38 protein-coding genes are annotated in these 22,858 nt (G+C 66.8%); 1 reads left to right on the plus strand and 37 read right to left on the minus strand.

Translation table 11 applies throughout. The features are described from left to right. Window positions 1-35: 35 nt before the first annotated feature. From ACGFNP_RS25255 to ACGFNP_RS25345, 19 genes are all read right to left on the minus strand, one after another. Entirely contained in the window at window positions 36-980 is a 945-nt protein-coding gene (locus tag ACGFNP_RS25255) for a phage major capsid protein (protein ID WP_393322689.1), read from the minus strand. A gap of 74 nt (window positions 981-1,054) precedes the next feature. Further along, window positions 1,055-1,609, minus strand: a complete 555-nt coding sequence (locus ACGFNP_RS25260; RefSeq protein ID WP_393322692.1) for a DUF4355 domain-containing protein — start codon at window positions 1,607-1,609, stop codon at window positions 1,055-1,057. Between the two features lie 98 nt (window positions 1,610-1,707). Then, window positions 1,708-2,445: a hypothetical protein gene (locus ACGFNP_RS25265; RefSeq protein WP_393322695.1), complete on the minus strand. Its 738-nt coding sequence runs from the start codon at window positions 2,443-2,445 to the stop codon at window positions 1,708-1,710. Next, window positions 2,426-3,829: a phage portal protein gene (locus ACGFNP_RS25270; protein ID WP_393322698.1), complete on the minus strand. Its 1,404-nt coding sequence runs from the start codon at window positions 3,827-3,829 to the stop codon at window positions 2,426-2,428. The genes ACGFNP_RS25265 and ACGFNP_RS25270 overlap by 20 nt, the downstream gene beginning before the upstream one ends. Window positions 3,830-3,837: 8 nt before the next feature. Beyond that, window positions 3,838-5,472, minus strand: coding sequence for a hypothetical protein (locus ACGFNP_RS25275; protein WP_393322701.1), 1,635 nt, complete (start codon window positions 5,470-5,472; stop codon window positions 3,838-3,840). Between the two features lie 97 nt (window positions 5,473-5,569). Further along, a complete protein-coding gene (locus ACGFNP_RS25280; protein ID WP_393322704.1) occupies window positions 5,570-6,007 on the minus strand; it encodes a hypothetical protein in 438 nt (145 codons plus the stop codon). Window positions 6,008-6,482: 475 nt separating this feature from the next. Next, entirely contained in the window at window positions 6,483-6,626 is a 144-nt protein-coding gene (locus ACGFNP_RS25285) for a hypothetical protein (protein ID WP_393322707.1), read from the minus strand. A gap of 96 nt (window positions 6,627-6,722) precedes the next feature. Next, complete coding sequence (locus ACGFNP_RS25290) at window positions 6,723-7,028, minus strand: HNH endonuclease (RefSeq protein WP_393322710.1); 306 nt, start codon at window positions 7,026-7,028, stop codon at window positions 6,723-6,725. Between the two features lie 560 nt (window positions 7,029-7,588). Then, window positions 7,589-7,954, minus strand: coding sequence for a hypothetical protein (locus tag ACGFNP_RS25295; protein ID WP_393322713.1), 366 nt, complete (start codon window positions 7,952-7,954; stop codon window positions 7,589-7,591). A gap of 90 nt (window positions 7,955-8,044) precedes the next feature. Beyond that, window positions 8,045-8,914 (minus strand): NAD-dependent epimerase/dehydratase family protein, encoded by an 870-nt coding sequence (locus ACGFNP_RS25300; protein ID WP_393322716.1) that lies wholly within the window; start codon window positions 8,912-8,914, stop codon window positions 8,045-8,047. Next, window positions 8,911-9,594 carry a hypothetical protein gene (locus ACGFNP_RS25305; protein WP_393322719.1) on the minus strand — a complete coding sequence of 228 codons (684 nt, stop codon included), beginning with the start codon at window positions 9,592-9,594 and terminating at the stop codon, window positions 8,911-8,913. Before ACGFNP_RS25305 ends, ACGFNP_RS25300 begins: the two co-directional genes overlap by 4 nt. A 56-nt stretch (window positions 9,595-9,650) precedes the next feature. Continuing rightward, window positions 9,651-9,935, minus strand: a complete 285-nt coding sequence (locus ACGFNP_RS25310; protein ID WP_393322722.1) for a hypothetical protein — start codon at window positions 9,933-9,935, stop codon at window positions 9,651-9,653. 3 nt (window positions 9,936-9,938) lie between these two features. Beyond that, window positions 9,939-11,288, minus strand: a complete 1,350-nt coding sequence (locus ACGFNP_RS25315) for a LamG domain-containing protein (protein WP_393322725.1) — start codon at window positions 11,286-11,288, stop codon at window positions 9,939-9,941. 12 nt (window positions 11,289-11,300) lie between these two features. After that, the gene (locus ACGFNP_RS25320; RefSeq protein WP_393322728.1) at window positions 11,301-11,804 is read right to left on the minus strand and encodes a hypothetical protein; all 504 of its coding nucleotides are present in this window, start codon (window positions 11,802-11,804) and stop codon (window positions 11,301-11,303) included. After that, window positions 11,804-11,962, minus strand: coding sequence for a hypothetical protein (locus ACGFNP_RS25325; protein ID WP_393322731.1), 159 nt, complete (start codon window positions 11,960-11,962; stop codon window positions 11,804-11,806). The genes ACGFNP_RS25320 and ACGFNP_RS25325 overlap by 1 nt, the downstream gene beginning before the upstream one ends. A gap of 105 nt (window positions 11,963-12,067) precedes the next feature. Further along, window positions 12,068-12,478, minus strand: a complete 411-nt coding sequence (locus ACGFNP_RS25330) for a hypothetical protein (protein WP_393322734.1) — start codon at window positions 12,476-12,478, stop codon at window positions 12,068-12,070. Window positions 12,479-12,508: 30 nt separating this feature from the next. Then, window positions 12,509-12,799: a hypothetical protein gene (locus ACGFNP_RS25335; RefSeq protein ID WP_393322737.1), complete on the minus strand. Its 291-nt coding sequence runs from the start codon at window positions 12,797-12,799 to the stop codon at window positions 12,509-12,511. A gap of 16 nt (window positions 12,800-12,815) precedes the next feature. Further along, entirely contained in the window at window positions 12,816-13,874 is a 1,059-nt protein-coding gene (locus ACGFNP_RS25340) for a hypothetical protein (protein ID WP_393322740.1), read from the minus strand. A 174-nt stretch (window positions 13,875-14,048) separates the two neighbouring features. Continuing rightward, window positions 14,049-14,627 (minus strand): hypothetical protein, encoded by a 579-nt coding sequence (locus ACGFNP_RS25345; protein ID WP_393322743.1) that lies wholly within the window; start codon window positions 14,625-14,627, stop codon window positions 14,049-14,051. Between the two features lie 75 nt (window positions 14,628-14,702). On the opposite strand from ACGFNP_RS25345, the gene ACGFNP_RS25350 reads away from it, so the two are divergent. Further along, the gene (locus tag ACGFNP_RS25350) at window positions 14,703-14,990 is read left to right on the plus strand and encodes a hypothetical protein (protein WP_393322746.1); all 288 of its coding nucleotides are present in this window, start codon (window positions 14,703-14,705) and stop codon (window positions 14,988-14,990) included. Between the two features lie 75 nt (window positions 14,991-15,065). Here ACGFNP_RS25350 and ACGFNP_RS25355 read toward each other — a convergent pair whose 3' ends face one another. The 18 genes from ACGFNP_RS25355 to ACGFNP_RS25440 all read right to left on the minus strand — a co-directional run bounded on the left by ACGFNP_RS25355 (window position 15,066) and on the right by ACGFNP_RS25440 (window position 22,634). Next, entirely contained in the window at window positions 15,066-15,296 is a 231-nt protein-coding gene (locus ACGFNP_RS25355; RefSeq protein ID WP_393322748.1) for a helix-turn-helix domain-containing protein, read from the minus strand. Then, entirely contained in the window at window positions 15,293-15,979 is a 687-nt protein-coding gene (locus ACGFNP_RS25360) for a hypothetical protein (protein WP_393322751.1), read from the minus strand. The genes ACGFNP_RS25355 and ACGFNP_RS25360 overlap by 4 nt, the downstream gene beginning before the upstream one ends. Window positions 15,980-16,088: 109 nt before the next feature. Further along, a complete protein-coding gene (locus ACGFNP_RS25365; RefSeq protein WP_393322754.1) occupies window positions 16,089-16,277 on the minus strand; it encodes a hypothetical protein in 189 nt (62 codons plus the stop codon). Between the two features lie 31 nt (window positions 16,278-16,308). Further along, window positions 16,309-16,878: a hypothetical protein gene (locus ACGFNP_RS25370; protein WP_393322757.1), complete on the minus strand. Its 570-nt coding sequence runs from the start codon at window positions 16,876-16,878 to the stop codon at window positions 16,309-16,311. 87 nt (window positions 16,879-16,965) lie between these two features. Further along, window positions 16,966-17,169, minus strand: coding sequence for a DUF6221 family protein (locus ACGFNP_RS25375; protein ID WP_393322760.1), 204 nt, complete (start codon window positions 17,167-17,169; stop codon window positions 16,966-16,968). Between the two features lie 3 nt (window positions 17,170-17,172). Further along, complete coding sequence (locus tag ACGFNP_RS25380) at window positions 17,173-18,585, minus strand: endonuclease domain-containing protein (RefSeq protein WP_393322763.1); 1,413 nt, start codon at window positions 18,583-18,585, stop codon at window positions 17,173-17,175. Further along, window positions 18,578-18,847 (minus strand): hypothetical protein, encoded by a 270-nt coding sequence (locus ACGFNP_RS25385; RefSeq protein WP_393322766.1) that lies wholly within the window; start codon window positions 18,845-18,847, stop codon window positions 18,578-18,580. The genes ACGFNP_RS25380 and ACGFNP_RS25385 overlap by 8 nt, the downstream gene beginning before the upstream one ends. Then, window positions 18,840-19,136, minus strand: coding sequence for a hypothetical protein (locus ACGFNP_RS25390; protein ID WP_393322769.1), 297 nt, complete (start codon window positions 19,134-19,136; stop codon window positions 18,840-18,842). Before ACGFNP_RS25390 ends, ACGFNP_RS25385 begins: the two co-directional genes overlap by 8 nt. Then, complete coding sequence (locus ACGFNP_RS25395; protein WP_393322772.1) at window positions 19,133-19,411, minus strand: hypothetical protein; 279 nt, start codon at window positions 19,409-19,411, stop codon at window positions 19,133-19,135. The genes ACGFNP_RS25390 and ACGFNP_RS25395 overlap by 4 nt, the downstream gene beginning before the upstream one ends. After that, window positions 19,398-19,802, minus strand: a complete 405-nt coding sequence (locus ACGFNP_RS25400; RefSeq protein ID WP_393322775.1) for a hypothetical protein — start codon at window positions 19,800-19,802, stop codon at window positions 19,398-19,400. Before ACGFNP_RS25400 ends, ACGFNP_RS25395 begins: the two co-directional genes overlap by 14 nt. A 58-nt stretch (window positions 19,803-19,860) precedes the next feature. Beyond that, window positions 19,861-20,379, minus strand: a complete 519-nt coding sequence (locus tag ACGFNP_RS25405) for a helix-turn-helix domain-containing protein (protein ID WP_393322778.1) — start codon at window positions 20,377-20,379, stop codon at window positions 19,861-19,863. Next, window positions 20,372-20,914 carry a DUF4326 domain-containing protein gene (locus ACGFNP_RS25410; RefSeq protein ID WP_393322781.1) on the minus strand — a complete coding sequence of 181 codons (543 nt, stop codon included), beginning with the start codon at window positions 20,912-20,914 and terminating at the stop codon, window positions 20,372-20,374. Before ACGFNP_RS25410 ends, ACGFNP_RS25405 begins: the two co-directional genes overlap by 8 nt. Continuing rightward, complete coding sequence (locus ACGFNP_RS25415; RefSeq protein WP_393322784.1) at window positions 20,907-21,140, minus strand: hypothetical protein; 234 nt, start codon at window positions 21,138-21,140, stop codon at window positions 20,907-20,909. Before ACGFNP_RS25415 ends, ACGFNP_RS25410 begins: the two co-directional genes overlap by 8 nt. 3 nt (window positions 21,141-21,143) lie before the next feature. Continuing rightward, a complete protein-coding gene (locus ACGFNP_RS25420) occupies window positions 21,144-21,497 on the minus strand; it encodes a hypothetical protein (protein WP_393322787.1) in 354 nt (117 codons plus the stop codon). 3 nt (window positions 21,498-21,500) lie between these two features. Beyond that, window positions 21,501-21,680: a hypothetical protein gene (locus ACGFNP_RS25425; RefSeq protein ID WP_393322790.1), complete on the minus strand. Its 180-nt coding sequence runs from the start codon at window positions 21,678-21,680 to the stop codon at window positions 21,501-21,503. A gap of 143 nt (window positions 21,681-21,823) precedes the next feature. Then, entirely contained in the window at window positions 21,824-22,015 is a 192-nt protein-coding gene (locus ACGFNP_RS25430) for a hypothetical protein (RefSeq protein ID WP_393322793.1), read from the minus strand. Between the two features lie 62 nt (window positions 22,016-22,077). Next, window positions 22,078-22,296: a hypothetical protein gene (locus ACGFNP_RS25435; RefSeq protein WP_393322796.1), complete on the minus strand. Its 219-nt coding sequence runs from the start codon at window positions 22,294-22,296 to the stop codon at window positions 22,078-22,080. 56 nt (window positions 22,297-22,352) lie between these two features. After that, on the minus strand, window positions 22,353-22,634 hold the full coding sequence (locus ACGFNP_RS25440) for a hypothetical protein (protein ID WP_393322799.1): 282 nt from the start codon (window positions 22,632-22,634) through the stop codon (window positions 22,353-22,355). Window positions 22,635-22,858 lie beyond the last annotated feature (224 nt).

Genomic DNA, 22,858 nt, shown 5'->3' on the forward strand with positions numbered 1-22,858 from the left:
CCCCGCCAGGGCTCTCCCCGGCGGGGCGCGCGGGATCAGGAGTAGGTGTACGAAGCGGCGCGGAGCACGCCGAACGGGTAGCGAGTCGCCGAGTTGGCGTTGAGCGCGGTGATCGGGTTTGCGGTGGCGTAAGCCAGCCGCATCACGGCCCTCAACGCGACGGCGTCCTGCTGCATGAGGTTGAGCTGGACGGCGCCAGTGTTGTCGGTGATGACTCCCTCGGTGAACATCTTGAACGTGATGTCCTGGCGCAGACCGATGATGGCCTTCGACCAGTCGCCCGCAATCAGCTCCGCCTCGGTGGCGTTCCAGGCGCCGTTGGCGACCTCGTTCAGCGGGTAGCCGTACAGGGTTCCGCCAGGACGGCCCTGCAGGTCCGGCTGGTAGATCGGCAGACCATCGGCATTACGCTGACCGACCAGCTTCCAGTTCAGGCCAGGACGGGAAGCGAACGCATCCACCGGGAAGCCGTCCTTGGCCAGCATCTCGCCGAGTTGCGAGACGTTCAGCGCCAGGTCGGTGGTCGCGGTGACGACATTGCCCGCAGCAACAGCGGACTGGTAGATCGGGTTGCCCCAGGTGGACGGCTTCGACACGCCGAACAGCGTGGCGGCGTCGATCGCGACGCCGAACGCCTCCACGATGCGCGGCCGGACCTCATCCCAGATCGGCACCTGGGCGTCGTCCAGGTACGCCTCCGGGATCGGCACGATCACGGCCAGCTCTTCCACCACGAGCTCGACGTTCTTCCAGTCCTGGGCGCTGGTCTGCTTGAGCCCGGTGTCGCCGTTGACGAAGTAGGCCGTCGGCAGGACGTCGAGGACCGGCTGCCGCTGCGTCTTGGTGGACATGCGGACCTGCCGGGCGCGCTGCAGCATCACCGAGCGCGTCGGCATCTCCTGGATGATCTGCGCCGACACCGGCGTCGGGACCAGCGGGTCGTTGCTGGAGTCCCTGGAAATGATGGAGTTGTAGGGCACGGGGCAACCTCACTTTCAGGTGTGCAGCGGCCCCGGGCCCCGTGCAAGGAATCCGGTTGCTGCGAGATGGGTGGTTAGCGGCCCGCCAGACGCCGGATCCATGCGTCCGGATTTGGCTCGTTCGCCGCCGGTGCGGCGCCGGGCTTGAGCGACTCCACAGGCCGCGTCGACGATGGGTTCGCTGGAACTGGCGCTGGCACTGCGCTGGCGAGCTTCTCCGCGAGCAGGCGAGCCCGCTCGTTGATCAGTTCCTCGTCGCCGTCGCCGAGCAGGTCGATCAGGTCCGCCGGGATGCCGTGCGTTGTGGCGGCCAGCAGCCGGGCGTTGGCCGACTGAAGCTGGAGGGCCCGCTGCTCGGCGGCCGTGGCACGGTCCTGGAGGCGCTGCTGTTCGCTCTTCTGCGCGTCCTCGATCTCGGTGAGGCGCTTCGCAGCGTCGGCGTTGGTCTTGGCCGTGGTCTCGTGCTTTCTGGCCAGGTTTTTCCATTTGGCGGCCTCGGCCTGCCAGTCCTTCGACGCGGCGCCCGTGTCGGGCTCCTGCGCCTGAGGATCGGACGTGGACGGGTCCGGCGTGGAACCGACCTCGGCAAGCAGCTGCTCGACGTCGGTTTCTGGTGTCGCTTCGGACATTCGGTAACTCCCATGTCGGGACAGCCCGCCATGTCGGCAGGGGTTGGGGGCATGCGTGAGGGCCGGACGCCATGTCGGCTCCAGCCCGGAAAGGAAGATCAGGTTGCGCGGTCGTCCCAGTGGCGGCGCCAGACTCGGCGGGCATCCGCGCCGCTGTGCCCTTGAGTGACGTCCTGCCACTGCTCGTACAGGTCGCGGCTGTGCTGCAGCCACGCCTCATCTCGGGACCAGGCGGCGACAGGCATGCACGCGCAGTGGTCGTGGGCCTCGAATTTGGCCGTCTGCTTGGACCGGTAGACCGGCCCGCGTGAGGCGAGCATCGCGCAGAAGGCGCACGGGTGGGCGTCCGTCAACCGCGCCCAGCCGACCGCCTGCCGGTCCTCGCGCACGTTGCCGAGGATCGCGTCCCGGCCGCCGGACAAGACCAGCCTCGACACCGCCCCGGACAGGGTGACGCCAGCGATCTGCAGCGCCTCCGCAGGGGTTTTACCGAGGGAGATGGCCCGCTTGAACGCGGCGATCCCGGTCGCGTCCAGCACGACTTTCAGCAGTTCCTCGGCCAGAGCAGCCGGGGTGATCGGAAGGAACGAGCCGTCCGCGCCAGCCTCGATGCGGGCCTGCCCGTAGTAGGTGTTCGCCAACGTGGCCGACGTGCCGTGTTGCTGCTGGGCCATGGCCGCAAGCATCGACCGGATGGCCGGCCAGGTGCGGTCAGCGTTGTCGACGTCGAACAGGTCCCGCAGCAGAGCAACCACGTCGCGGCTCACGCCAGCGCGGAGCGTGACCTGCTGGACGCGGTGCTGCTCGGCGAGGCGCTCAGCCTGCGGGCTGGCCATCCGCCAACTCCGGCTCGCGAGCGTCGGCGGGGTCCATCTGCCGTTCGAGCATCTGGTTCAGTTGAGCGAACGCGTCCGCCTGCCCAGCGGTGATCTTCCACCTGGCTACGTCCGTCTGAGTGACGCCCGGGATCTTCTCCCACAGCTCCTGCTGCGGCACCCCGAGCATCTGCGACAGCTTGCCGAGCGCATCCACGGTGGCGGCGAGCGCCCGGCTGGAGGTGTCGCGCCACACGACCTGCGCCGCTTCGTCCTGCCAGGCGTCCTTGTTGCCGCTCGCCAGGCCCGCCAGCCGCAGTATCTGCTCGTGAGACTCGCCGAACGAGCTCTTGCGTTCCTCCACCTTGCGGTCGAGGCCGTCTCGGGCCGCCACCAGCGACTCGGCGGACAGGTTGGCCATCTGACCGAGCAGGTAGTAGGGCGGCGTCTGCGAAATGGTCGCCATTTCACGGATCGACTCCTCGCGGGACTTCAGATAGCCCTCAAGAGAGGTCTCGCCGAACTCGCCGAACTTAGTGTCCGAGTCCACGGCCATGAACAGCCTGTCCACGCCCGCCCGGAACGGCTCGATCGGGCGGCCCTCGGAGTCCAGCTCCGGCGCCATGCCGGTCACCCAGCGTTGCCTGAAAGCCGCGTACTGCTGCGCCATCAGCAGGTTGAACGTGGTCGAGTTGATCTGATCCTGGAGATGGATCAACGGCTCGACCTCACCCGCAACAGCCTCGTCCTCATCCAGGTCGACCTCGTTGAGGTAACGCACCACCGGGCAGACGCCCATCTCGTGGTCGTCGACCCTGCCCGCCTCAAGGCGGCGCCCTTCAGCGTCACTCACGAACCGGTAGGTGCTCTGCTCGTCGTACAGCCGGACGAGTTTCCGCGTCACCAGCCGCCCGTCGTCGCCCTTGGCCTTCTCGCTGGTCACCTCGACCGCGAACAGTGGCCACTCGTCGTTGACCGGGTCGCTGTAGAACGCCGTCATACGCCGCGGCGACATCGGAGTGATCACAGGGACCGGCTCGCCGGGCAGCACCGTCGCATACGAGATCCCGTACTTCAGCGCCGCCCGGTGAATCCCGTGCTGGCGGGCGTCCATCCGATTCGCCTGCCAGATCTTCCACGGGTCCGCGTTCTCGTCGACCCCGGTAGCCCGGTAGCCGTCCACGTACAGGTTCTGCGCGACGACCGTCACGACCAGCCGCAACATGTTGACCTTGGCTCGCTGCAGCAGCCACTTGTACTCATCCCGCGCGCTACGCGGCACGTACACGCTGCTGTGATCGCCCCGCACGTAGGCGGCGATCCACTGCAGACGGTCCTGCTCCGGCCTACGCAGTTCAAGGAGCGTCCGGACGGTGGCTTCAGCCTGTTCCTGCGTGAGCGCCACCAGATCTCCTAAGCGAATCCGTAAACGCGGCCCGTCCGCGGCTTCTTGGTTGCCTGCTTCTTCCACTCCGGCGACGCCAGCAGCTTTCTGCGGATCATCCGGGCGCCGATCACACCCACCACGGCGTCGATCTTCCGGGGGGATTCGCGGTGCTCCTTGCCGATCGCGACACCCCACCGGTTCGGCCGGCGGCGCGCGTTCACGGCATGCTGACGAAGAACCCGGTTGCCGTCATGGGTCAGCGTGAGCGTGCTAGTGATGTCGGAGAAGCAGCGTTCCGTGGCTTCGGTGAACTCCTGCTGCCGGACCGTGGCACGCATGTCCCACATCACCGGGTGATGACTACCGGCCGTCACCGTGGCCTTGATGACCAGGGCGTCGCCGTGGCGGATGCCCCATCCGTCGATGAAGCCGTCCCAGAACCGCTCCCCCGACTCGTCCTCGCCAGACCCGGGGTCCGCAGAGAACGCGCACACCCGCCATCGGTCGAACGCCCGATCCACAGCGGCGTCCACCTGCTCGCGAGGCACCACCCACGGCAGTTTCGAGTCCAGCCCGGCAGGACGCTGCCAGTGGTCGATGAGGAACACGTGCCCGTCAGAGACGCAACACCCCACCAGGACTGTGGCGTCGTCCGACTTGGAGCCGTCGAAGAACATCGTGACGACTTCGCCGTCCTCGACGAGCCGGTCCGCTTTGGCCAGCGCATCCCACTGGTAGGGCGCGATCCACGCGTCCTCCGCTGCGACGATCTGGTTGTACCAGAACCGCCTCGACCTGCTAGGAGGGTTACGCGGGTCGAGGATGGCCTGCACGATGCGCGGCACATCCAGCCATGTGGAGTCGCCACGGATCAGCTCGACCACCTTCGGGGCGGCCTCTGCTGACAGCGGCGCTTCCGGCGGCGCCTCAAGCGAGTCGTACAAGATCCCGGTCGCTAACGACTTGCCAGCCAGGATCAGTTCGTAGGCGTCTCGGGCCCGCTCGGCGACGGAGTCTTCGCCAGGCTCGTAGGCATTCGTGATGGACAGCGGCCGGGACATGCCGTCAGAGGACTTGACGGCGTTCCGGTCGATGACCGCGTCCATCTCGTGGCCCTCATTGTTGGAGAGCCAGTGATGGGGCTCGTTCCGCAGTGTGAACGTTGGCCGGCCGCCCTCAAGCGCCCGCGGCGAGGACGTGACGGCCTCGATGCGTTTGGCGCCCTTGTGCGCGTAGATGATCTCTTTGCCGAGGTCGATGGAGTACCGCTTGATCGCCGCTTTTGTGAAGAGCGACGGGAACAGGGTCATCGTGTTCCGGGTCTGATCCTTCGACACGGCGGCGATCTGAACCCACGCCTCCGGATGCGGGACACCGGCTGGATGCTCGTTCCCCCACGGATCCCGCACAGTGCGGCCAGACCTGTCAGGCCGGCACGGACCCACAAACTCAGTACCCGAAAGAGTCGCGGCTACCGGATCTTTGCCCCAGCCTTTGAGGCGTTGCAGGACGCCATCCCGGTACACCCACCGCAGCTCCGGCGTCACCGCGTACCACCACAAGACGAACCGCAACTGCTCAGGCGTGTATCGCCACGGCTGACCCGTCGAATGCTGCAGGTTGTCAGCCTGCCACATCACGATGTCCCAGCCGAGTGTCAACTCCGGCAGCCGCCACCCACTCGGATGGTCAGGGTCCCGCTCCCACGTCGGCCCGATCCGGACCGGCTCAAGAGCGTCGAGATCAACCGCGAGCCCGTCAGCCCCCGAGGGCGGTGCGATAGTCATCGAGCGCCGTCACACCGGCCGGCTTCTCACTCTCGCCAGGCTTGCCCCGCTCAATTTCAAGGCGGGCACGCCGACGAGCGCCTTCCGTCGTGAGGAGCTCGGTCATCGCCGACGACACCGCGGCGAACAGTTGCGCCGAGAACCTCGACGCCTGCAGCCCGCGCGACATGGCCTCGGCCACATAGCGCGCGGTCGCCCAGTCCGACGGCTCATAGAACACGGCCTGCCCGGACTCGGCCAGCGAGTCGTACCAGTCGCGAGCAATCTGATGCCAGGACTCGTCGGCGAGCGGGCGCACCACCGGCTGTTGCTCGGGGACAGGGACGGACATTACTTCGACGCCTTCCGGCTTGTTGCGCCGGCGGCGTTCAGAACTGCGCTTCGGGACAGGGCCCGTGGATCGCGCCATCTCAGTTCTCCCATGTCGGGACGACGACAAGCCCCCATGTCGGGGACTTGATTGGATGGTCGAAAGCGATCACCTGAAGGGGTGAACAGCTAGCCAGGCGCAGCATGTCGCCGCATCTGACTCGACGTGCTTGGTGGGCTTGACAACCCGTACAGAGCCGGAGGTGCTATGCCGGACCGGGCGGGGAAGAAACGGACAAAGGGGGCATACCCCACCTTGTGGCTCTGACCTGCGGAAACCGTCTGACCCTACATGTATGGAGTTCGTCCGGCTTGTCGCATTTGCGTCTCATGGTCGCGGCGTGGTGCGGGGCGCGCTGGTCACTCGTTCTGTTCTCTGCCGTCGATCCTGTGATGCACGACGAGCCGTCGGACGCTGCCGTCGTCCCGTTTCACTGACTGGTCTCGCGGTTTGCACGGACATTCGCTTGTGGTGGCGTGCTCGATCAGGTCGCCGACCGGGACGATGTGCAGGCTCACGTGGTGATGAGTCCGCTCGCGTGGAGTACGAGGAGGAAGGCGCCGAGGCCGAGGAGTGCGAGTGGCCATGCCTTCTGGATGGCTGACCAGATGGTGGCAGCGAGGAAGGCTAGGGCTGCGAGAAGGATGACGATGTCCATGGCCGTCTCCCGTCCTGCGGTTATCACTGTGGGTAGGCATAAAGCCCGGCGGATCGGAGACCTTTGCGACGCTCTGTGCTCGGTTTCGTGGTGTGGTCAGCGGAGTCCGGGGTGTTGTTCAGCCGGCCTGTTGCGTGGGATCCGCTTGGCTGCCGACGCCTGGCCGCCCTCGCGTGAGCTCTTCACCTTGTGGTGGGGGCCACACAGGGACCTGAGATTCGCCGGCTCATCAGACCCCCCCAGCGAGGCGGGGGTGATGTGGTCCACCTCGTTAGCCCAGGCCCCGCACACCCCCAGGGGGGTAGGCATCTGGCAGGCGTGATTGTCCCGTTTGAGGATGCGCTGTCTGATAGCCCCCCACCCTTGAGGCTTCGGAGTGGTCCGCCAGGAAGGGGCTGCCATGAGAGCACCCCCTGGGTGGGCTACTGGACGCGTACGCGGGTGTTGCCGCACTTGGAGCAACGCTGGTGGATTACCTTGCCGATCCGTTCGACCGTGACCCACTTGTGCGTGAAGGGGAGGCAGGCCATGTGCGTTCCCCGAGGTCTCCTCTATCGGCTCTTCTTCGTAGATGCCAGAAGGTAATTGCCACCTACGATGCAGCCGACTGAAAGGGCTGTGATGGCGAGCACCGTGATGACGTACGCCCAGCCCCTGTTGATGACCATGGACTTCAGGAATACAACGACGGGGAGCGCGATCAGGGCCACTCCGAGGACTCGTCTGACGACGGACGGGAGAGGAAGGATCTGAATGCGCACCTCAGACCACCTCATCGAGGGTGCCAGTCCAGTAGCGGACAAGCTCAGGGAGTACGTCCTTGAGCTCGGCTGCCACGCGGTCCATCTCGGGGTCTGGCTGCGTGTTTAGTGGAGGGCTTGGGTGACAGGCGGCGTGTACGGCTCTCGCCAGGTTGGCCGACGGTACTTCGACGGGTGGGGGCAGAAGGATCTGGATGCGCATCAGGCACTCGCATCTCTCGCCGCGACATAGTTCGCTTCGATCCAGCGGCCGTCCAAGGCCAGGGTTGCGTAGACAGGGTGGTCGGAGAAGCGGGCGATGCGGAGCGGGAATGTGTGCATCTCGTACTCATTCAGCGCTGCGTCGAGATCTTCGTTGCCGGGACATCCGCCCATCCTCACGCAGTAGTCGTAGCGCTCAAGCAGCGCCCGATCCGCCTCGATCACGGCCTCTATGGCGGCCAGTCCGGAGCACCCGCAGAAGCACCCAGCGCAGCACCCGCCGTAGCTCTTGATCCGCTCAACGTGCTGCTCTTCATCGGTCAGGCGTGCGCGAAAGAACTCCACGATCGCTTCTTCTCGGTGCATCGGTTCTCCTCATGGTGTGGCGAGAGCCCCGACTCATGAGGAAGCCGGGGCTCTCTGACCTCCAGGAGCTACCTGGAGGATCCTTGGCTGTCAGGCGGCCTTGAGAGCGCGTCTGATGCCTTCTTCCAACTCGACCTTCGGCGTATAGAAGGCGTTCAGCTTGGCCGGGTCTCCGACCCTGTAGGCGACGCCTTGGGGTGCGTCCAGGACGTGCTTCAGCGTCGGCTCGTACCCGGCTTGCTGGCACACGAGGCGGGCGAGCTCGTTGAAGGAGGTGTCCCGGCCGGTGCACAGGTTGACCGGTCCGGGCACGTCCTCCTCGATGGCGGTCAGCGTGGCGGCCACGATGTCCGAGATGTGGATCCAGTCGCGGACCTGGTTGCCGTCGCCCCAGATGGTGAACGGGTCCTGCCTGGTGGCGGCGCGGCGGATGAACGCCGGGAACGGGTAGGCGAGGTCTTGGTCTTCGCCGTAGCCGGAGAACGGCCGGAACACGTGGACGCGCAGGCCCTCGTTCTCGGCGTGGTGGGCGAGCTGCTCTCCGGAGAGTTTCGCCCAGCCGTACGTCATGTCCGGGTTGCCGATGTTGCCCGACAGCTTCAGATCCTGCTCGCGCATCGCACGGGGGCGGGCGTAGTCGTTTTGCAGGTCGATCGGGTACGCGGCCGACGACGAGAAGTAGACGATCCGTCGTGGTCGGGTCCTCAGCGCCCACGTGAACATGTCGGCGTCGATCGCCAGGTCCACGGCAAGCGACAGCGGAGCGCCTTCGATCTGGGCTCGGCCCCCGACGACTGCGGCGAGGTGGATGACGAGGTCGAACCGGGTGTGGTTGAGCCGGAAGAAGTCACGGACGTCCGTTCCCGTGACCACGTCGACCAGGTGAAGGTCGTGGCCGTCCAAGGCGTGGACGAAGTGCCGGCCGACGAACCCTGACGAGCCGGTGATGAGGACTTTCACAGCAGCGCCCTCAGCTTCTCCACGTCCGCCTCGAACGCGGGCCCGTGCCGGTACGCCTGGTAGGCAGCGTGGTCGGCGGCTGTTTGCTCGGGGCTGTTGGCCTCTTCGTAGCCACGGTCACTTTGAGCTTTGCCGACGGCTGGGTGCATGTGCTCGATGACCGTGTCCGGCAGGTAGGCGAGCCGGTCGATCGCCTTACCCCAGTCCACCCAGCAAAGGTCGAGGCAGAGGTGCACCATCTGCGGTGGGGCCATGTAGCCGAGCGTGGACACGATGTTCGAAGTCATCGCTACGGCGGTGGCCATCCTCTCGCCCTGCAAGAGGTCGTTGCCGTAGACGATGCCTGTACCAAGACCGTCGAGCGCCGCCATGATGTGGGAGTCCCAGCCGATCGTGCGAGGCCGGTGATCGTCGCCCATGAACGCGATCGCCTTGTGGTGTGGGGCTCGCTCGCTGGCGACCTTGTTGAGCGTGCCCGTGAGGCGCAGCCTCGGTCCGACCTCCAGTTCAACGCCCGTCAGCGAACACACACGCTGGTATTCGGGCAGCGACGGGTCATCGTCGTCGACCGCGACCAGCGGGTGGGCGTCCCTGTGGGTGGTCTCGCTCCATGCGACGTAAAGGTCGGCGATGTTGTGAGGACGTCCGCGGCTCGGGACGATCACCAGGAGATCGCTCATTCATCCCCCTCGAATCGCATGGATCAGGCATGGACGTAGACGCGGCGTGCTTCGGGTTAGGGGCCAACTCGGACGGCGCCGCTGCGGCGAACGACGCTCTCAGGTGGGGCCTCAAGGCGTATCCACGCCGTGTACGTGCCTTGGGTGAGCGTCAGAACCCCTCCGGGGCCGATCAGCAGCTTGTAGGAGCCGGCATCCCAGGCCGCTGCTTTCCAGTCGCTTTCGACGGGTTCGGCGCAAGAGTCGATGACAGCGATCTCGCCCGCGATGCTGGCCGAGCCGTCCGCGACAGGGATGTGCAGGTACTCGGTGCTGCTGGCCGGGACGGTTGCCACAGTCACCCCCTAGAGCGTGGGGCCCCCAACGGGCCAGGTCGAACGGGCGACCCCCACAGGCCAGCCGAGCTGTGGAGGGCCGACCAAGACTTGAACGCCGACGGGTGTGACGCCGTCGGACGTTCCGGCGAGAGCCGCGGCGAGGGATGGCAGGGTGGCCGCCAGTCCGCCTTGCGGTGTCACGATCTGCCCGGTCAGCGTGCAGGATAGGGCGGGTAGGACAGCTGTGGCGTCCCCAGCCACTCGGGCGTCGCCGGCCAGGCTCGCGGTCAAGCCCGGTAGCGAGAGACCGGCGGTGCCAGAAACCCCAGCCGCGCCAGAAAGGACGGCCGATAGCGCGGGCAGGCCAGCGGCGAGCATCCCTGTGCTCTTGGCTGACGCTTGCAGGTCGCCGGTCAGCGCGGGAAGTGCCGCGTCGAGCTGGCCCGCGACTTCGACGCTGGCTGAGACGTCGGCGGTGAGGGCGGGAAGCGATGAGGTGAGAACGCCCGACGCGGTGGCGGCACCGGATGACACCATCGTCAGCGGAGGCAGCATGGCGGTGAGCGATCCCGCTGCCGTGGAAGCACCTGTGGCGGCGGCTGTGAGGCTGGGCAGTGTTCCAGCGAGTGTTCCGCTGACGGTGACCGCGGCGTTGATGGTCGCCGAGAGCGGCGGCAGGGATGCCGACAGGGTTCCGTTGGCCGGGGCTCCACCCGCAGCGGGCAAGAGGAGCATCGGGGCGGCGGAACCCCACGGGATGGGCGGACCATCCTCGGTCGTCGCGCCGGTGCCGCCCGTGAGGTCGTTGCCCAGACCGGAGTAGTCGGTCGGCTCCGCAGAGACGAACGGGTGCCAGCGGATCAGATTGGTGGTGCGTTTCGGCTGCTGCTGACTGAGCTCTGCTTCCACGTCAGCTTGAGACAGGGCTGCATCCCACACCTTGACGGCGGCAATCCTGCCATCCCACCAGCCGCCAAAAGCATCCGTCCCGAGCCACAACTGGTTGGGTGTTGCGGGGGGCGCGAAGTTCGACACCGACACGGAGGCGAGCGGGTCTCCTGCGGCTGATCGGTAGAAGGTGGCGTTGGCTCCGTTGACGACGGCGGCGACCTGGTACCAGGTTTGCGCTGATGCGGCGAGTGGCCCGACGCCAGAGAACCAGTAGGAGACGTCCTCCATCATCTGGAGGTCGACGGGGTTGTCTCGGACGCCGACCCCGGAGAAGTGATCTCCGCTGGTTTGCCGGAACCAGTAGACGACCCTGTACCGGCTGCCGACCGCCGCAGACCACACCCATGCGGTGAATGTGTACACGTTGCCGGGCAGTCCCGCGGTGGCGGTGTAGTGCTGTCCGGAGGCGCTGAACCTGACGGCCACCGCAGCCTCCTCCTACGTGTCGCTGTAGGACAGTTCGGCGTCCAGGACGATCGCGTCTCCTGCGAGGGTGTCGTTGGCGTGGCCTCCGAGCCGCTGCAGCCGGATCCACACCAGGTCTCCTGCGGCGGCCGAGTCGGTGTTGGTGATGACGATGTCGTGGCCGTGGACGCGCTGCCCGGTCGTGCCGAGGTGGGTGTCGTCGGTGTCTGTCGAGGTGGCGAAGGCCTTCGTCTCTACGTCCTGGCTGTCCGCGTTGGGCGTGATGCACGCCACCGCAGCGGACCAGCGCACAACCCCGGACGAAGCAGTGTCGGCGTACCAGGTGACGTTCAGGGTGATGTTGCCGCTGCCGTAACCGGCGAGGCGACGCTTGAAGTAGGCGCTCTCCGTGCTGGCAGCGTCGTAAGCCAAGCCGGTGACGGGAAAGTTCGTGCCGTTGGTCTTGATGTACTGCGGGAACGCGGACGTTGCGACCTGAGCCTCTTCAGGGCTGATCGGCTGCCGGACGGTCGCCATCAGTCCTCCTCGGCCTTCAGCAGGCCGTGGCGGCGCATCGCCACGTAGCAGAACAGGAGCGTCTTCTGTGCCGGGGTAGCGGCTCCGCGGAACGGCTGCGGCAACGCGGCGTTGAATGCCGCGCTGTTGCCGTCGATCCACGAGTCAGTCGCGTCCAACGCGGCACGTAGGTCGGCTTTCGTAAATCCGCAGGCTTCAGGGTTGTCGCGCATCCACTGCGCCCACGCTCTGGCCCGGTTCGTCTCATCCAGCGCAACCATCGGCTACGTCGCCGGCATGGTGATGGTGCCGGAAGTGATCTCGACGTTCACCCCGACCGAGATCGTGGTGGTGTTGAGATTCAGTTCCGCGCCGGACGTGCTCACTGCGCCGTCGGCGATGGCCACGTTGTTGGAGTCGAGCATCCGGAACCAGGCTGCCGTCCCGGCTGCGAGCCCAGTCGTGGTGCGCGGCGTGCTGGCCATCGTGATCACACCATTCGAGGCGGCACCGAACGAGGGGTCCGCCAATGTGAACTCGGCGAGCAACGTCTGCGCGCCCACAGCGGTGTCGGGTCCAGCCGGCTGGGAGGCGGTGTACACCCGGATCTTTCCCGCGCCGGACCCGGCGTCGGGCAGGATTCGGAGGGCGTCGGCGAGGGCGCTGCGGGCGGCGTTGGAGATGCGGAGCGTCATCGGGCGCGCCTTCCTTTCGTGCAGATCGGCTCAGGTGATGTGGAGGCCGTACGGTCCGAGGACAGGGACCTCGGGGGCGGCGGTGATCTTCACCCAGATCCCGTACGTGACGCCCTTCGCCAGCACGAGCGCGGTGGCTGGCCCGATGAGGACGGCGGCGTCTGTGCCGATCCACTGCGCGGACTGCCAGTCGGGGCTGGTGGGGTCTTGGCCGGCGGGGACGATCGCCATCTGCACCGTGAGCGAGGTGAGGTTGGACGGCCCGGTGACGGGCACCTTCACGTACTCAACCGACAGGCTGGGGATCTTCAGTGCCGTCATCCGCGCCTCCCCCGGGTCAGGTGGTGGGCGGGCGGGCGGACCAACCACGACGCGAGGAGTTTGCCGACCAGGAGCTCTCCGGCTGACGGGATCCCCACCCGCGGTGTGGCGTACCGGGGGTGACGGTGATGTCCTGCAGCACGAGGACGGCAAGCCCGTCGGCTGCCGACACGGTTTCGCTCAGCGACTTCGGGAAGATCTCCGCTGCCAAAAGGGCGTCGGCTGCCGAGACGCTGTCATCCAGCCCGGCTGTAGCGACGACGGCCAGCGCGTCGACGGCTGCGACCGGATCGTCCAGGATCGGCGTCACCAGGGTGGTCAGGTCGTCGACTGCGGTCGCGGCGTCAGTGAGGTCGATCGGGACGCCGCCGCCCACATCGTCGGCGCCGACAATGGTGTCGGTGAGGACGGCGGACGCTTGGACGGTCAGATCATCTGCGGCAGTGACGGCCTCGGCGAGACTGGCGTCCACCGAGGCTTGAAGGGTGTCGGATAGGGATCCGGTTTCGGCCAGGGTTGTATCTGCCGTGACAGTGACGTCGTCTGCAGACGAGCCGGTCTCGGTCAGGTCTTTCCCGGTTGACCCGGACGTGATGGTCACCGTGACGCCGCGGCGGCTTGTCGGCGACGTCGTGATCGTGAAGTTTTGCGTCCCGGTCGCGGACCCCGACGACAGGACCTTGTACGCGCCAGACACGTAGACGAACTGGCGGGAGCCGATGTCGGCGAACTCGGTGTATGTGGCAGGGGGTGTGAGCGACTCGGACGTGCCGAGAGCGCCCGACGCGGAAACGAACCTCACATCGAGATCAGTCGTTCCGCCGGGAGTTGTGGACGGGGTTTGGATACTGGTTCCTGTGCCGCCCGTACCAGTGGCGAAGACCGGTGTGCTCGTGCTGCCGTCCTGGACAGCGATCATCGTCGCGGCGGCGTCGGCGCCGGAGTCCTGGTTGAAGGTGTAGGACGCCGGCTCGCTGCCACCCGCTATCTTCCAGTACAGCTTCCCGGGGTTGGTCCCGTCCACGCCAGCGGTGGTCAGCGTGCTCCATGCGGTGCCGCTCGCGGTGATGGACATGCTTGCGAGGGCGCCAATGTCCGCGGAGTGCCAGGCGAGCAGCAGGTCGCCGGACACGGTGCCTGAGGGCTTGTTACACGCAAACGATGCGCCGGCGCCGCCTTGGCTCGCTTGAGATGTGCCGCGTACGGGTGGCATCGGCTACCTCCGGGCGCGGGCAGCGTCCGTGATCATTTAGGAGAATGTGCAGGTTGCTGTAGCTGCCCAGGTTTGGCCAGCCACCTTCGTGCCCTGGGCGATCGACGTCTTGTGGTTGAACAAGGTGGCGTTGACGGTGGCGCCGCTGGCGACGGTGGGGGTGCCGATGTCGATCCCGAACTCATTCCAAGCAAAATTGCCGTCGGCAGTGCCGAGGGTCGCCTTCAGCGTGAGTACGCCCGCGCTGACCTGCGGGTAGGAGGCGTCCATGATCTGGAACCAGCGGTTGGCGGAGCCGGCGGAGGCGGACAGGTTGGTGTCGCCGACCGCGGCGGCGGGGCTGGTGGCGTTTCCGACGCCGATCCGGGCGCTGGTGTTGGTGATGGCCTGCCCGCCGCCTGCGATCAGAAGCGAGGTCAGGCGGGAGAGCCCTGCGGTGGTGACCAGGTTTCCGTGGACTTCGGTCGTCTCGTACGGCAGGACGCCAAAGCGGGCGAAGTCAGCTGCGCAAGGGGCGGCCAGGCGGGAGCGGCGCTGTACCCACGCGGTCTGGTCGGCGTCGAACCTGTCGATCAGCCAGTGAGTGGTGGCGCGTGCGAGCTCGACGGCGGGCATGGGGCACACTCCTGGCGATCAGTCGAACGGTTGTACGAGAATGGTGGGATGGTTCCAGGACGCGGCATGTGCACGATGTGGCATCAAGACCCGCGCCCGATGCTGCGGTCGGCGACGCTCGACGAGGCGGGACCGCAGCGGTTCGTCCGCAAGATGATCGAAGTGTTGTGCGACGACGGCACCTGGCGGCCGGCCGTGCTGGAAGCTTGGCATCAGGGCGTGCTCGGCCTCGAATGCCAGATCTCGTGGCGCGGCTATCCGACGAGGGAGTACACGGGCTGGTACGGATACCGGAAGGGATCGGTACGGCCGCGGCCCGACGCGAGGGAACCCGGGATCTCAGGCGCCGCAGAGGAGCCCTGACATGCGAAAACCCCGACCATTGGCCGGGCTTTCAGGCATGGCTCACGCGCACCATTTGATCTCTCAGTGGGCAATCTAGCACGCGACCGCTCGTTTGCGCCTCTTTCGGTCGCGTGTCGCCTCCGCCCTGAACACGTCTGCGAGCCGGAACAGTTTGTACTTGCCGCGCGTCCCAGCCGGGCGGAGGTGGCCGCGGCTCACCCACACGTAGATGGTCTGCGGCTTCATCCCGACCTCCGCAGCGGCCTCTTCGGCGGTGAACAACTCCTCGTCGAAGATGTCTCCGCCGGCCTGGAGGCCGTTCACGACGCCACACCCTCGGCGTCGCCGATCCCCTCGTCCAGCAGGGTGGCCAGCCACGGCCACTCGTTGAATGTCCACCGGTGCCGGACGGGCCGTTCCCACTGGCAAGGGCAGTCGTCGGCGTTGCACCGGCAGTCGCCGTTGACGCAGATGATCAGCTCCCGTTCGGGGAATGCCCGCATCGAGTTGGCGTCGCAGATGTGGCAGCGGAACTTCAGCTTGCGGATCTGCTCCACGTCGCCGATCGCCTTTGCCACCTGCCAGCGCAACCGGAGCGCCTCGGCGTGGACGTGTTCGGCGAGGTCCTCGTACAGGTCGATCCGGTCGAGCAGGTTGACCAAGCGCAGGATGCGCTCTGCGGTGGTCGCCCTTTCAAGCGGGGTGAGGCCGAGCTGCTCGCACACGGCCTCTTCCAGGTCGGGGAGCGACACGGCGATGTCCGCCATGATGTCCAGCACATCCAGCCTCAGCGGCGCCCTACCGTCGCCCAGCGCTTTGATTCCGCTGGCCAGGTTGACGAGCTTGGCTTCCCGCTCCTCGACCGCACGCCGGTCCATGCTGGCCCGCTGCTCCGCGGTGAGGTCACGTTCCGCCCACCGTCGCGGGGTGCCTGGCACCAGCGCGTCGTTGAGGTATTGGAGGGCGTCTCGTAGAGCGGCGAGGTGCTCGTACGTGCGTTGGGACATTTCGGTCTCCCCCGGAAGTACGCTTTGGGAAGACCTACTGAGTGGCTGTGGGGTCTGGAGGGGTTGTGGGCGGTCTCTCGCTGGCGGGCGGGAGGCCGCTTTCGCGTTTCTAGCGCTCGGGCGGGCTCGTGTGTTCCCGGCCTCGTTCAGCCAGCCACTCCCCCAGATCGACGAGCTGGTCGCCGGAGAGGCAGACGCCGACCGCGAGCAGGTATGACTCACCCGAGCGCGGGCCACGGTGTAGCTCGACACCGGACAGGCGGGGATGGCGGGAGATGAGAGCAAGGGATTCGGACACGATTCGCCCATTATCGCAGAACCGCCGCAGGTCAGCGATCAACCGCAGCGCGGAACTCTTCCAGGGACCGCTCGAACGCGGACCGCTTCTGCCGGTAGCGATGGTCTTTGGCCCCGGTAGCTTCGACGAGTTCGCCGGCTACCTCCGCGAGGTTGCGGGCGCGCTCTACGATGCGCCGCGATCTGCGGTCACGCCACAGGCTGACGTCGCTGAGCGCCCGTACAGTTCGTTCCATTTTCGGCATGAGCACCTGGTGGTAGTCGGCCACCAGGGCGCGCTTGTCTTGCTCGCCAACTCGCGCGACTTCGGCGATGCGACCCTGCCAGCCTGGGGTCCGCTGCCCGAGCGGGAAAATCGTGAGCAGGCGCATACCCCCGGTGCGTAGCCACGAATGGTCCACCCACGCGGTTCGGTACGCCTGCACGCTGGTAGCCAGCATCACCGCGGCGGTGAGTATCTCGGAGATGGCCTGCTCTCTTGCCTTGCGGTCGTCTGCCCGGTTTCGCCGCCACTGCTGAAGGCCGGTGCCGACGAAGGTGACGATCGTCGCGGTGAGGGTGCCTCCGACGCCGACGTAGGCGACGAGGAGCGCTTCGGTCACGAGCCATCACTGTAGGTGCGAAGAGTCAGTCTCACTGGGCAAACGCCGCTTCCGGTGCCTTGCGGTCCACGTCGGTCTGGTCGGCGTTCATGGGCGCCACTCCTCGCGGTAGGCCCGGTGATTGGCGTACTCGGCCGCAAGGTGACGGAGGAGGCGGCCGTGGGTCTCGTCTTCTCGAATCAGGTCATCGGAAGCGGTGATGCGGGTGAATAGCCGGCGCTTGGGCGCCGCCCGTTCCGTCTGCGCCTCCTCAGCCAGACGGCACCGGAGGAAGGCGAGCATCTCATCCATCGGTCACTCCAGTAGGTCGGTTTGCCCGGCACAGTCCCACCCCGCGGGGACTCCGGTGATGCGGAGCGGCCGGCGCGGGGTGAGGCCGAGCTTAGAAGCGCAATCCGGGCCGAGTCCGAGAGCACGGTGGGGGGAGAGGGAGGGGGCTTCTGGGGGGTGCTGAGGCGACTCCTTGAGCAGGTAGGCCAGTGCAGTCTTCAGACGCTCAGGTGCATCGCCGAGGTAGCCAATGCCGCTGTTGCACGGGCCGCACAGGAAACCTCGAAGGGCGCCCGTCTCATGGCAATGATCGAGCGAGAGTCGCACGTACCGGCCGCCGGGGTTGGCTTCTTCGGGAGTGCGTCGGCACACCTCGCATCTGTTGTCGGCCGGGTACCTCTCAACGACCTCGACCCATGGAATGCCGAGCTTCTTGGCGTAGGCCCGCAGGCCGAGATACGGGGTGGAGAGCCGCTCCTTCGATCGGTCACGGTGGGCATTCTTTGGGCGCAGCCGGATGTCGGCAGCCTCGCACTCCCTGCACCGCGATCTCCACTTCGCAGCGCCTTCGGCTGCCTTCCTGAGCCCGAACGCATCCATCGACAGCGTGCGTTCGCACTGGCGGCATGTCTTCTCAGTGGGCAACTGTGCCGCTATGGCAGCGCGGCGACATGGGTCGCAGACGCCGCTGGTCCTTTTCATGGTGCCACCGCAGGCGGGACACTCGGTGCGGGTGATTCCCCGGTTGTAGTGGGGTCCGCAGAGACCGCGCGACCTCCGTGGACGCTCGCATCCGTCGACCAGGCACGGGCCGTCGCGCGAGATGACTCGTCGGGCGTCCATGGCAACACCGCTGAGGTGCCGCTGATAGTGGAACGGGCAAAACCCCTTGGCCCTGATGGTTTCCGGGCACCCCTCGATCTTGCAAATTCGTGCATGGAATTGGCTCACTGGGCTTCCTCCGGGCCCATTCCCATTGCGGATCCGGGCGACGCATTCGCGTCTGAGCTCACGCTGTAGTCGCGTACAGCCGAGTCGATGGCGTCCAGGACTCCGCCAGTGTCCGGCATGGCGCCCAGTCTCCTTCTCGGTCGGCAGGCCGGATGGAGGGTCGAGGACCGCATCCAACTCCTCAACGAACAGCTCGAAGAAGTTCCGCCCTGCCACACCCTCTATGGTGCGGGCGTTCTGCTCGTACACGTCCCTGAGGCGACGGACTCGGGCGATGGTGGCTGCGGCAATCTCCGCCTCTTCGTGGGCGGAGCGGTACAGCCCGTAGTTGACCTTGGCGATGAGGCGGAGCCGTTCCAGTTCCTCATCTCGTACGGCCATGACGGCGTCCAGCATCTTCGACGTGGCTGACGCCTCCCCCACGATCGCGTAGTCGGCTGCGGTACGAAGCGCTTCGGCGTAGCGCTGGCGGAGGTCTTCAGCCACGGTCTTCATCCCTCCAGGGCTGGTACATGCGCATCTCGTTGAGGCGCTGTTCGTCGATGGTGATGAGACCGAGTTCCAGTAGGTGGAGTAGTGCCGCACGGACCTGTCCGTGTGCAATGTCGGCCCCCGCCATGCCTGGCTTGCGGTAGGGGCCGTTGGGTCCGAGCGTCCAGCCGTTAGCGGCACCCACGGCGATGCGGCGAATGCGGGCAAACGCGCTGCCCTCCGTCTCATCCACAGTGACGGTCACGTGGTCAGACATTCTCGGTCCTCTCGGGTAGGGCGGCGAGCAGTTCCCGAGCTTCGGCCTGGGGGCAGCGCTCGCCAGGTTCCAGCGACAGGTAGCCATGGGCTTGGCAGCCGCCGTGATGGTCGAACCAGCACTCGTCCGGGTCGGTGAGGGCGTCGAGCAACTCGGCGGAGACGACGACCAGTCCTGCACTCTCGACGGCGTGCACGTGCGCCTCGGCAGCGCCGATGCAGATCGAGCAGGCTCGCCCGGCCTCGGGTCGGCTACAGCCGGACAGGGCGATCAACTCAACGGGAGTCATGGGCAACCTCCTCGGGCAAGGACGGCGCGAGCAGCGGCGAGCAGCTCGTCTCTGGCGTGGATGTGGTCACGCAAGTCCTGCGCGCTGGTGAGTTCGACTGGACTCGTCAAGGCGACGGGGATGTACGCGGCAGGGACGACCACCTTGCCCGCTCCCGCGAGGGCGTCTACGGCGATCCTGGCCGCGTCCTCTGCCTCACTCCCGGACATGGGGACACCAGCGCACACGCGCATCTGCTCGCGGAGCGCCGTCTCGATCAGCTCAGCGGGTGTCACGGGCTTCTCCTATCTGGCGGGCGAGCCATGCGGCAGCCTCCTGTGACGCCTGGAAGTAGGCGTGGCCGTCCTCTGGGTGACCCCACGACATGTAGGAGATCCCGTCGTCGCGTGTGGCAGGGCGCCGCTGGTGGATCTCGCCGCATATCGTGCACGACTTGGCGGCGGCGAGGAGGCCCCGCAGTACCTGGGCGGTGATGGCAGGAGCAGCAGCCTCCAGGATGACGCGAGCGATCGGCTCCAAGTCGGCTCTGCACACCATGCACGCCGAGTCGAAGTTGTGCTCACGGTGGGCGGCGTGCGGGTAGCTGTTCCACGGATGGGCGCCCAGCGCCTCGACTGCGGCCTGTACGGCTTCCTGATGGATGGCGTCCTTTGAGGGAACCGACACCGTGTCGGTTCCCTCAAAGGAAGTCTCAAAGGCGGACTGGCGGGCTTCCTCGGGAAGGTCAGGCATCGGTCGCCTTGGCCGTGAGTTTGGCGAGCCGCTGGTACTTCTCCTCCGTGCTATGGCCGTCCCACGTGATCGAGTCCGGGGTGACCCTGAGCACATGGTCGAACAGGTCGAGGTCGTCCGGGCTCAGATGCCACGACAGTTGACCCGCCGGAGTCTCGATGTAGATGACGGGCCAGTCCGGTTCATTCGGATCGTTGTAGGTGATCGCCGAGAAGTACTGGGCCGCCAGATGCGCGACGAGGTAGGCCCGTTCGCGGTAGGGGTTGGGCTGGTCGGGCATGGTTTTCTCCTGGTTGCGGGTGATCCACCGCAAGATTGCGAGGGTGCTGGAGAGTGAGCAGTCCATGCCCCGCTCGACGCGGGACAGGGTGTTGAAGCCGCATCCGGCCTGGTCGCCTGCGGCCCGCAGCGACAGTCCGCGAGCGCGCCGGACCTCACGGACAAGCTCCGGCAGTGCGGCCAACACCGCCTCAACGGCCTGTACAGCTTCCGCTGGGATGGGGTCAGGCATCGGGCTCTCCGTTCGCGATCTCCAGCAGGACGTCTGCGTGACACGGAACGTGGTTGCCGTGCTCATCCATGAGTGGACACCAGCAGGCGAGGTCCCTACCCGCGAGTTCGCGGCGGACGTCCTCAACGGTGATGTACGCGCGGCGCCGATTGGGATGCTTGCCGACCCACCTGCCGAGCCATTTGCCTCTCCCGCTCGGGAACGCCGCCCGCATGGAGGGCGTGTCCCGTTCAAGCAGGGCCAGCCGGAACGTCTCGACGATCTCGGCCCTGGTCATGTACCGAACGTGGCAGATGGTGACGGTGCCGTCCGGGTGGTGGTAGTCGTGGCGCGTGCCATCGCCGCTGATCCGCCCCTCGTACTCCCACTCGGCGGTCGGGTCGAGGACTGCTGGCACGCGGGCGAGACCGGAGTATGTGCGGTAGCCGAAGGGGTTGCCCCACTTGCTCGGGCGGCCTACGTACACCGCGCCCTCGGGCATCTTCCACCCGCCCGTCCTCTTGCGCTGGATGCGCTTCGGCTCTTGGTCAGCCATGACGGGGCTCCTTCAGTTCGGCTTCCCATCCCTGCACGAACGGGTCATCGGCCGGCGTCCCTGCCGCGTAGGACTCGGCGAGAACCATGGCGGTGATGGCCTGGTTGCGGTTGTAGCGGCCGGGCCTGCCGGTGACCGTCCAGGAGCCGTCCGGCTGGAGTTCGGCTACGGTGTCGGATTCGTCGCTCCACATGCGGCCCGCGAGGTCGTCGATCGTGGTCGTCACGGGTCAGCCCTCCTCGGGCTCAGCGGCGAACAGCGCTGCGAGAGCGTCGTTCGTCACCACGGCGGCATCCGTCACATACCGGTAGCCGTTGGCGGTGGGCCGCATCCGGTGCAGCCGGATGCGGCCAGTCATACCGACCCGGTCGAAGACGTTCGGGAACGGCCTCATCGCATCTGCCCGCTCGCACCTCTCGTTGGCGTCCAGTCCCCGTTGCACCTCGTGGGAGTTGGTGAGCGTCTTCACCACCGCGTAGTCGTCCCGGATGGCGATCACTTCCACTGAGCGGCCCCACTCCCGGGCGGAGTTGCACGCCCACACGCTGCCGACTGTCACGGGCGGTGCGTCGATCTTGGCCATCGGTCAGCCCTTCTCGGGGAGGGAGGAGTCCACAGGCGTCTCGTAGCGGGTGTTCAACGGGCTGGTGTTCGACAGCCACCGCGTCTCCCCCGGGTCGATGCCGTACTCCTTCCGGAGGGCGCGGACGTGGCTGACTGAGCACTCCAGGACTCGGGCGATCGTCGGGTCGTCTCTACCGGTCATGGCGAACCGAGCCGCGATTGCCGCCTGGTTGTCTGTGCTGGGCGTGCGCTCCACGGGTCTCCCTTGTCGTTGATGGTCTTGGGTCTGGTGCTCCCTCCTGCCTCTGAGGCTGCCCGTCCAAGCCGGGAGGAGAGAGCCGAAGGTCAGGGCAGGCGGCGAAGGGCGTCTGCGTGAGCGGCATGCAACTGGTCAGCGAGGAACAGCGCGTCGTCGATGTCGTCGAACCTGACGCGGTGCCCGCCGACGACGAGGGTGAGGTCGTCTCCGTCGCGGTGGACGCCCATCTCCTCATCGCCGCGACCGTCGAGCGAGCCGTAGAACTGGGTGTCAGGCATGTTGATCTCCGTTCCGTGAGGATTGGGCGTCTCCCCGGCAGGAGCCGGGAGACAGGAGAAGGTCAGTTCGCGACATGCAGGCGAGTCGTGGACGGATGGTCACCGCACCGCCAACTCCCCGGCTCGCTGAGCTTGCGGCAGCCTGGGTGGACGCACATCTCGCCCAGTCGCCGATCCATCTCGGCGCATCGGGTGCACGGGCAGAGCTTGGGGTGCGCGAGGTAGGTGTCGAGTAGGTCGTCGAAGTCGATCGCGGCGAGGTCCTCGGTGTCGGTGTGCATGTCGGTCTCCAGGGGGTTGAGGGTTGGCCCGGCAGGAAGCAGCCGGACCAGAGGGGTCAGGCGGTCGCGGCGTGCTCAAACAGCTCCCATTCGGCACGGTCAGCGAGGATCAGCGTCTCTATCTCGCCGTCCTCGAGCCATGGCAGGTGCGGGAGTGCGATCGAGCGGCGGGACAGGTCTCGCATGAGGACGCTCGCCGCCCATTCCTCGCCGCGCTCACGTAAGAGCTTCTTCGACTGGACGGCTGCACAAGGGTCCACGAAAGGGCTTCTCGCCGCTTCGGCCCTGCCCTGTGCCGCGAGTTCGGCGAGCTTTTCGGGAGTGAGGGTCGTCCGCATCTCGGGGCTCCTTGATCGTTAGGGTTTGGGTGTGGCCCCAGAGGGGTTCCGGGGCCGGGAAAGGTCAGGTGGCGCTAGGCCGAGGCGTGAGCGGGGCAACCCCCGCAAAACCCGCCGCGACGGCGGAGGTCAGGCGGGCAGATGCAGCGATCCGCCTCCGGGAACATGAAGTCCAGCGCGTCCTCGGCCAGCTCCCCCACCGCAATCCGCAAGGCGGCGAGAGC

Source organism: Nonomuraea sp. NPDC049269, from assembly GCF_043197155.1.
Taxonomy (GTDB): Bacteria; Actinomycetota; Actinomycetes; order Streptosporangiales; family Streptosporangiaceae; genus Nonomuraea.

Bases quoted from the DNA above. Each gene is read 5' to 3' on its own strand.
- ACGFNP_RS25260 (WP_393322692.1), bottom strand. From the start codon at position 1,609: ATGTCCGAAGCGACACCAGAAACCGACGTCGAGCAGCTGCTTGCCGAG.
- ACGFNP_RS25265 (WP_393322695.1), bottom strand. From the start codon at position 2,445: ATGGCCAGCCCGCAGGCTGAGCGCCTCGCCGAGCAGCACCGCGTCCAG.
- ACGFNP_RS25280 (WP_393322704.1), bottom strand. From the start codon at position 6,007: ATGGCGCGATCCACGGGCCCTGTCCCGAAGCGCAGTTCTGAACGCCGC.
- ACGFNP_RS25285 (WP_393322707.1), bottom strand. From the start codon at position 6,626: ATGGACATCGTCATCCTTCTCGCAGCCCTAGCCTTCCTCGCTGCCACC.
- ACGFNP_RS25290 (WP_393322710.1), bottom strand. From the start codon at position 7,028: ATGGCAGCCCCTTCCTGGCGGACCACTCCGAAGCCTCAAGGGTGGGGG.
- ACGFNP_RS25295 (WP_393322713.1), bottom strand. From the start codon at position 7,954: ATGCACCGAGAAGAAGCGATCGTGGAGTTCTTTCGCGCACGCCTGACC.
- ACGFNP_RS25305 (WP_393322719.1), bottom strand. From the start codon at position 9,594: ATGAGCGATCTCCTGGTGATCGTCCCGAGCCGCGGACGTCCTCACAAC.
- ACGFNP_RS25320 (WP_393322728.1), bottom strand. From the start codon at position 11,804: ATGGCGACCGTCCGGCAGCCGATCAGCCCTGAAGAGGCTCAGGTCGCA.
- ACGFNP_RS25330 (WP_393322734.1), bottom strand. From the start codon at position 12,478: ATGACGCTCCGCATCTCCAACGCCGCCCGCAGCGCCCTCGCCGACGCC.
- ACGFNP_RS25335 (WP_393322737.1), bottom strand. From the start codon at position 12,799: ATGACGGCACTGAAGATCCCCAGCCTGTCGGTTGAGTACGTGAAGGTG.
- ACGFNP_RS25340 (WP_393322740.1), bottom strand. From the start codon at position 13,874: ATGTCCATCACCGCGAGCGGCACCGCATGGAGCACGCTGACCACCGCT.
- ACGFNP_RS25345 (WP_393322743.1), bottom strand. From the start codon at position 14,627: ATGCCCGCCGTCGAGCTCGCACGCGCCACCACTCACTGGCTGATCGAC.
- ACGFNP_RS25350 (WP_393322746.1), top strand. From the start codon at position 14,703: ATGTGGCATCAAGACCCGCGCCCGATGCTGCGGTCGGCGACGCTCGAC.
- ACGFNP_RS25360 (WP_393322751.1), bottom strand. From the start codon at position 15,979: ATGTCCCAACGCACGTACGAGCACCTCGCCGCTCTACGAGACGCCCTC.
- ACGFNP_RS25375 (WP_393322760.1), bottom strand. From the start codon at position 17,169: ATGGATGAGATGCTCGCCTTCCTCCGGTGCCGTCTGGCTGAGGAGGCG.
- ACGFNP_RS25385 (WP_393322766.1), bottom strand. From the start codon at position 18,847: ATGTCTGACCACGTGACCGTCACTGTGGATGAGACGGAGGGCAGCGCG.
- ACGFNP_RS25390 (WP_393322769.1), bottom strand. From the start codon at position 19,136: ATGACTCCCGTTGAGTTGATCGCCCTGTCCGGCTGTAGCCGACCCGAG.
- ACGFNP_RS25405 (WP_393322778.1), bottom strand. From the start codon at position 20,379: ATGCCTGACCCCATCCCAGCGGAAGCTGTACAGGCCGTTGAGGCGGTG.
- ACGFNP_RS25410 (WP_393322781.1), bottom strand. From the start codon at position 20,914: ATGGCTGACCAAGAGCCGAAGCGCATCCAGCGCAAGAGGACGGGCGGG.
- ACGFNP_RS25420 (WP_393322787.1), bottom strand. From the start codon at position 21,497: ATGGCCAAGATCGACGCACCGCCCGTGACAGTCGGCAGCGTGTGGGCG.
- ACGFNP_RS25425 (WP_393322790.1), bottom strand. From the start codon at position 21,680: ATGACCGGTAGAGACGACCCGACGATCGCCCGAGTCCTGGAGTGCTCA.
- ACGFNP_RS25430 (WP_393322793.1), bottom strand. From the start codon at position 22,015: ATGCCTGACACCCAGTTCTACGGCTCGCTCGACGGTCGCGGCGATGAG.
- ACGFNP_RS25435 (WP_393322796.1), bottom strand. From the start codon at position 22,296: ATGCACACCGACACCGAGGACCTCGCCGCGATCGACTTCGACGACCTA.
- ACGFNP_RS25440 (WP_393322799.1), bottom strand. From the start codon at position 22,634: ATGCGGACGACCCTCACTCCCGAAAAGCTCGCCGAACTCGCGGCACAG.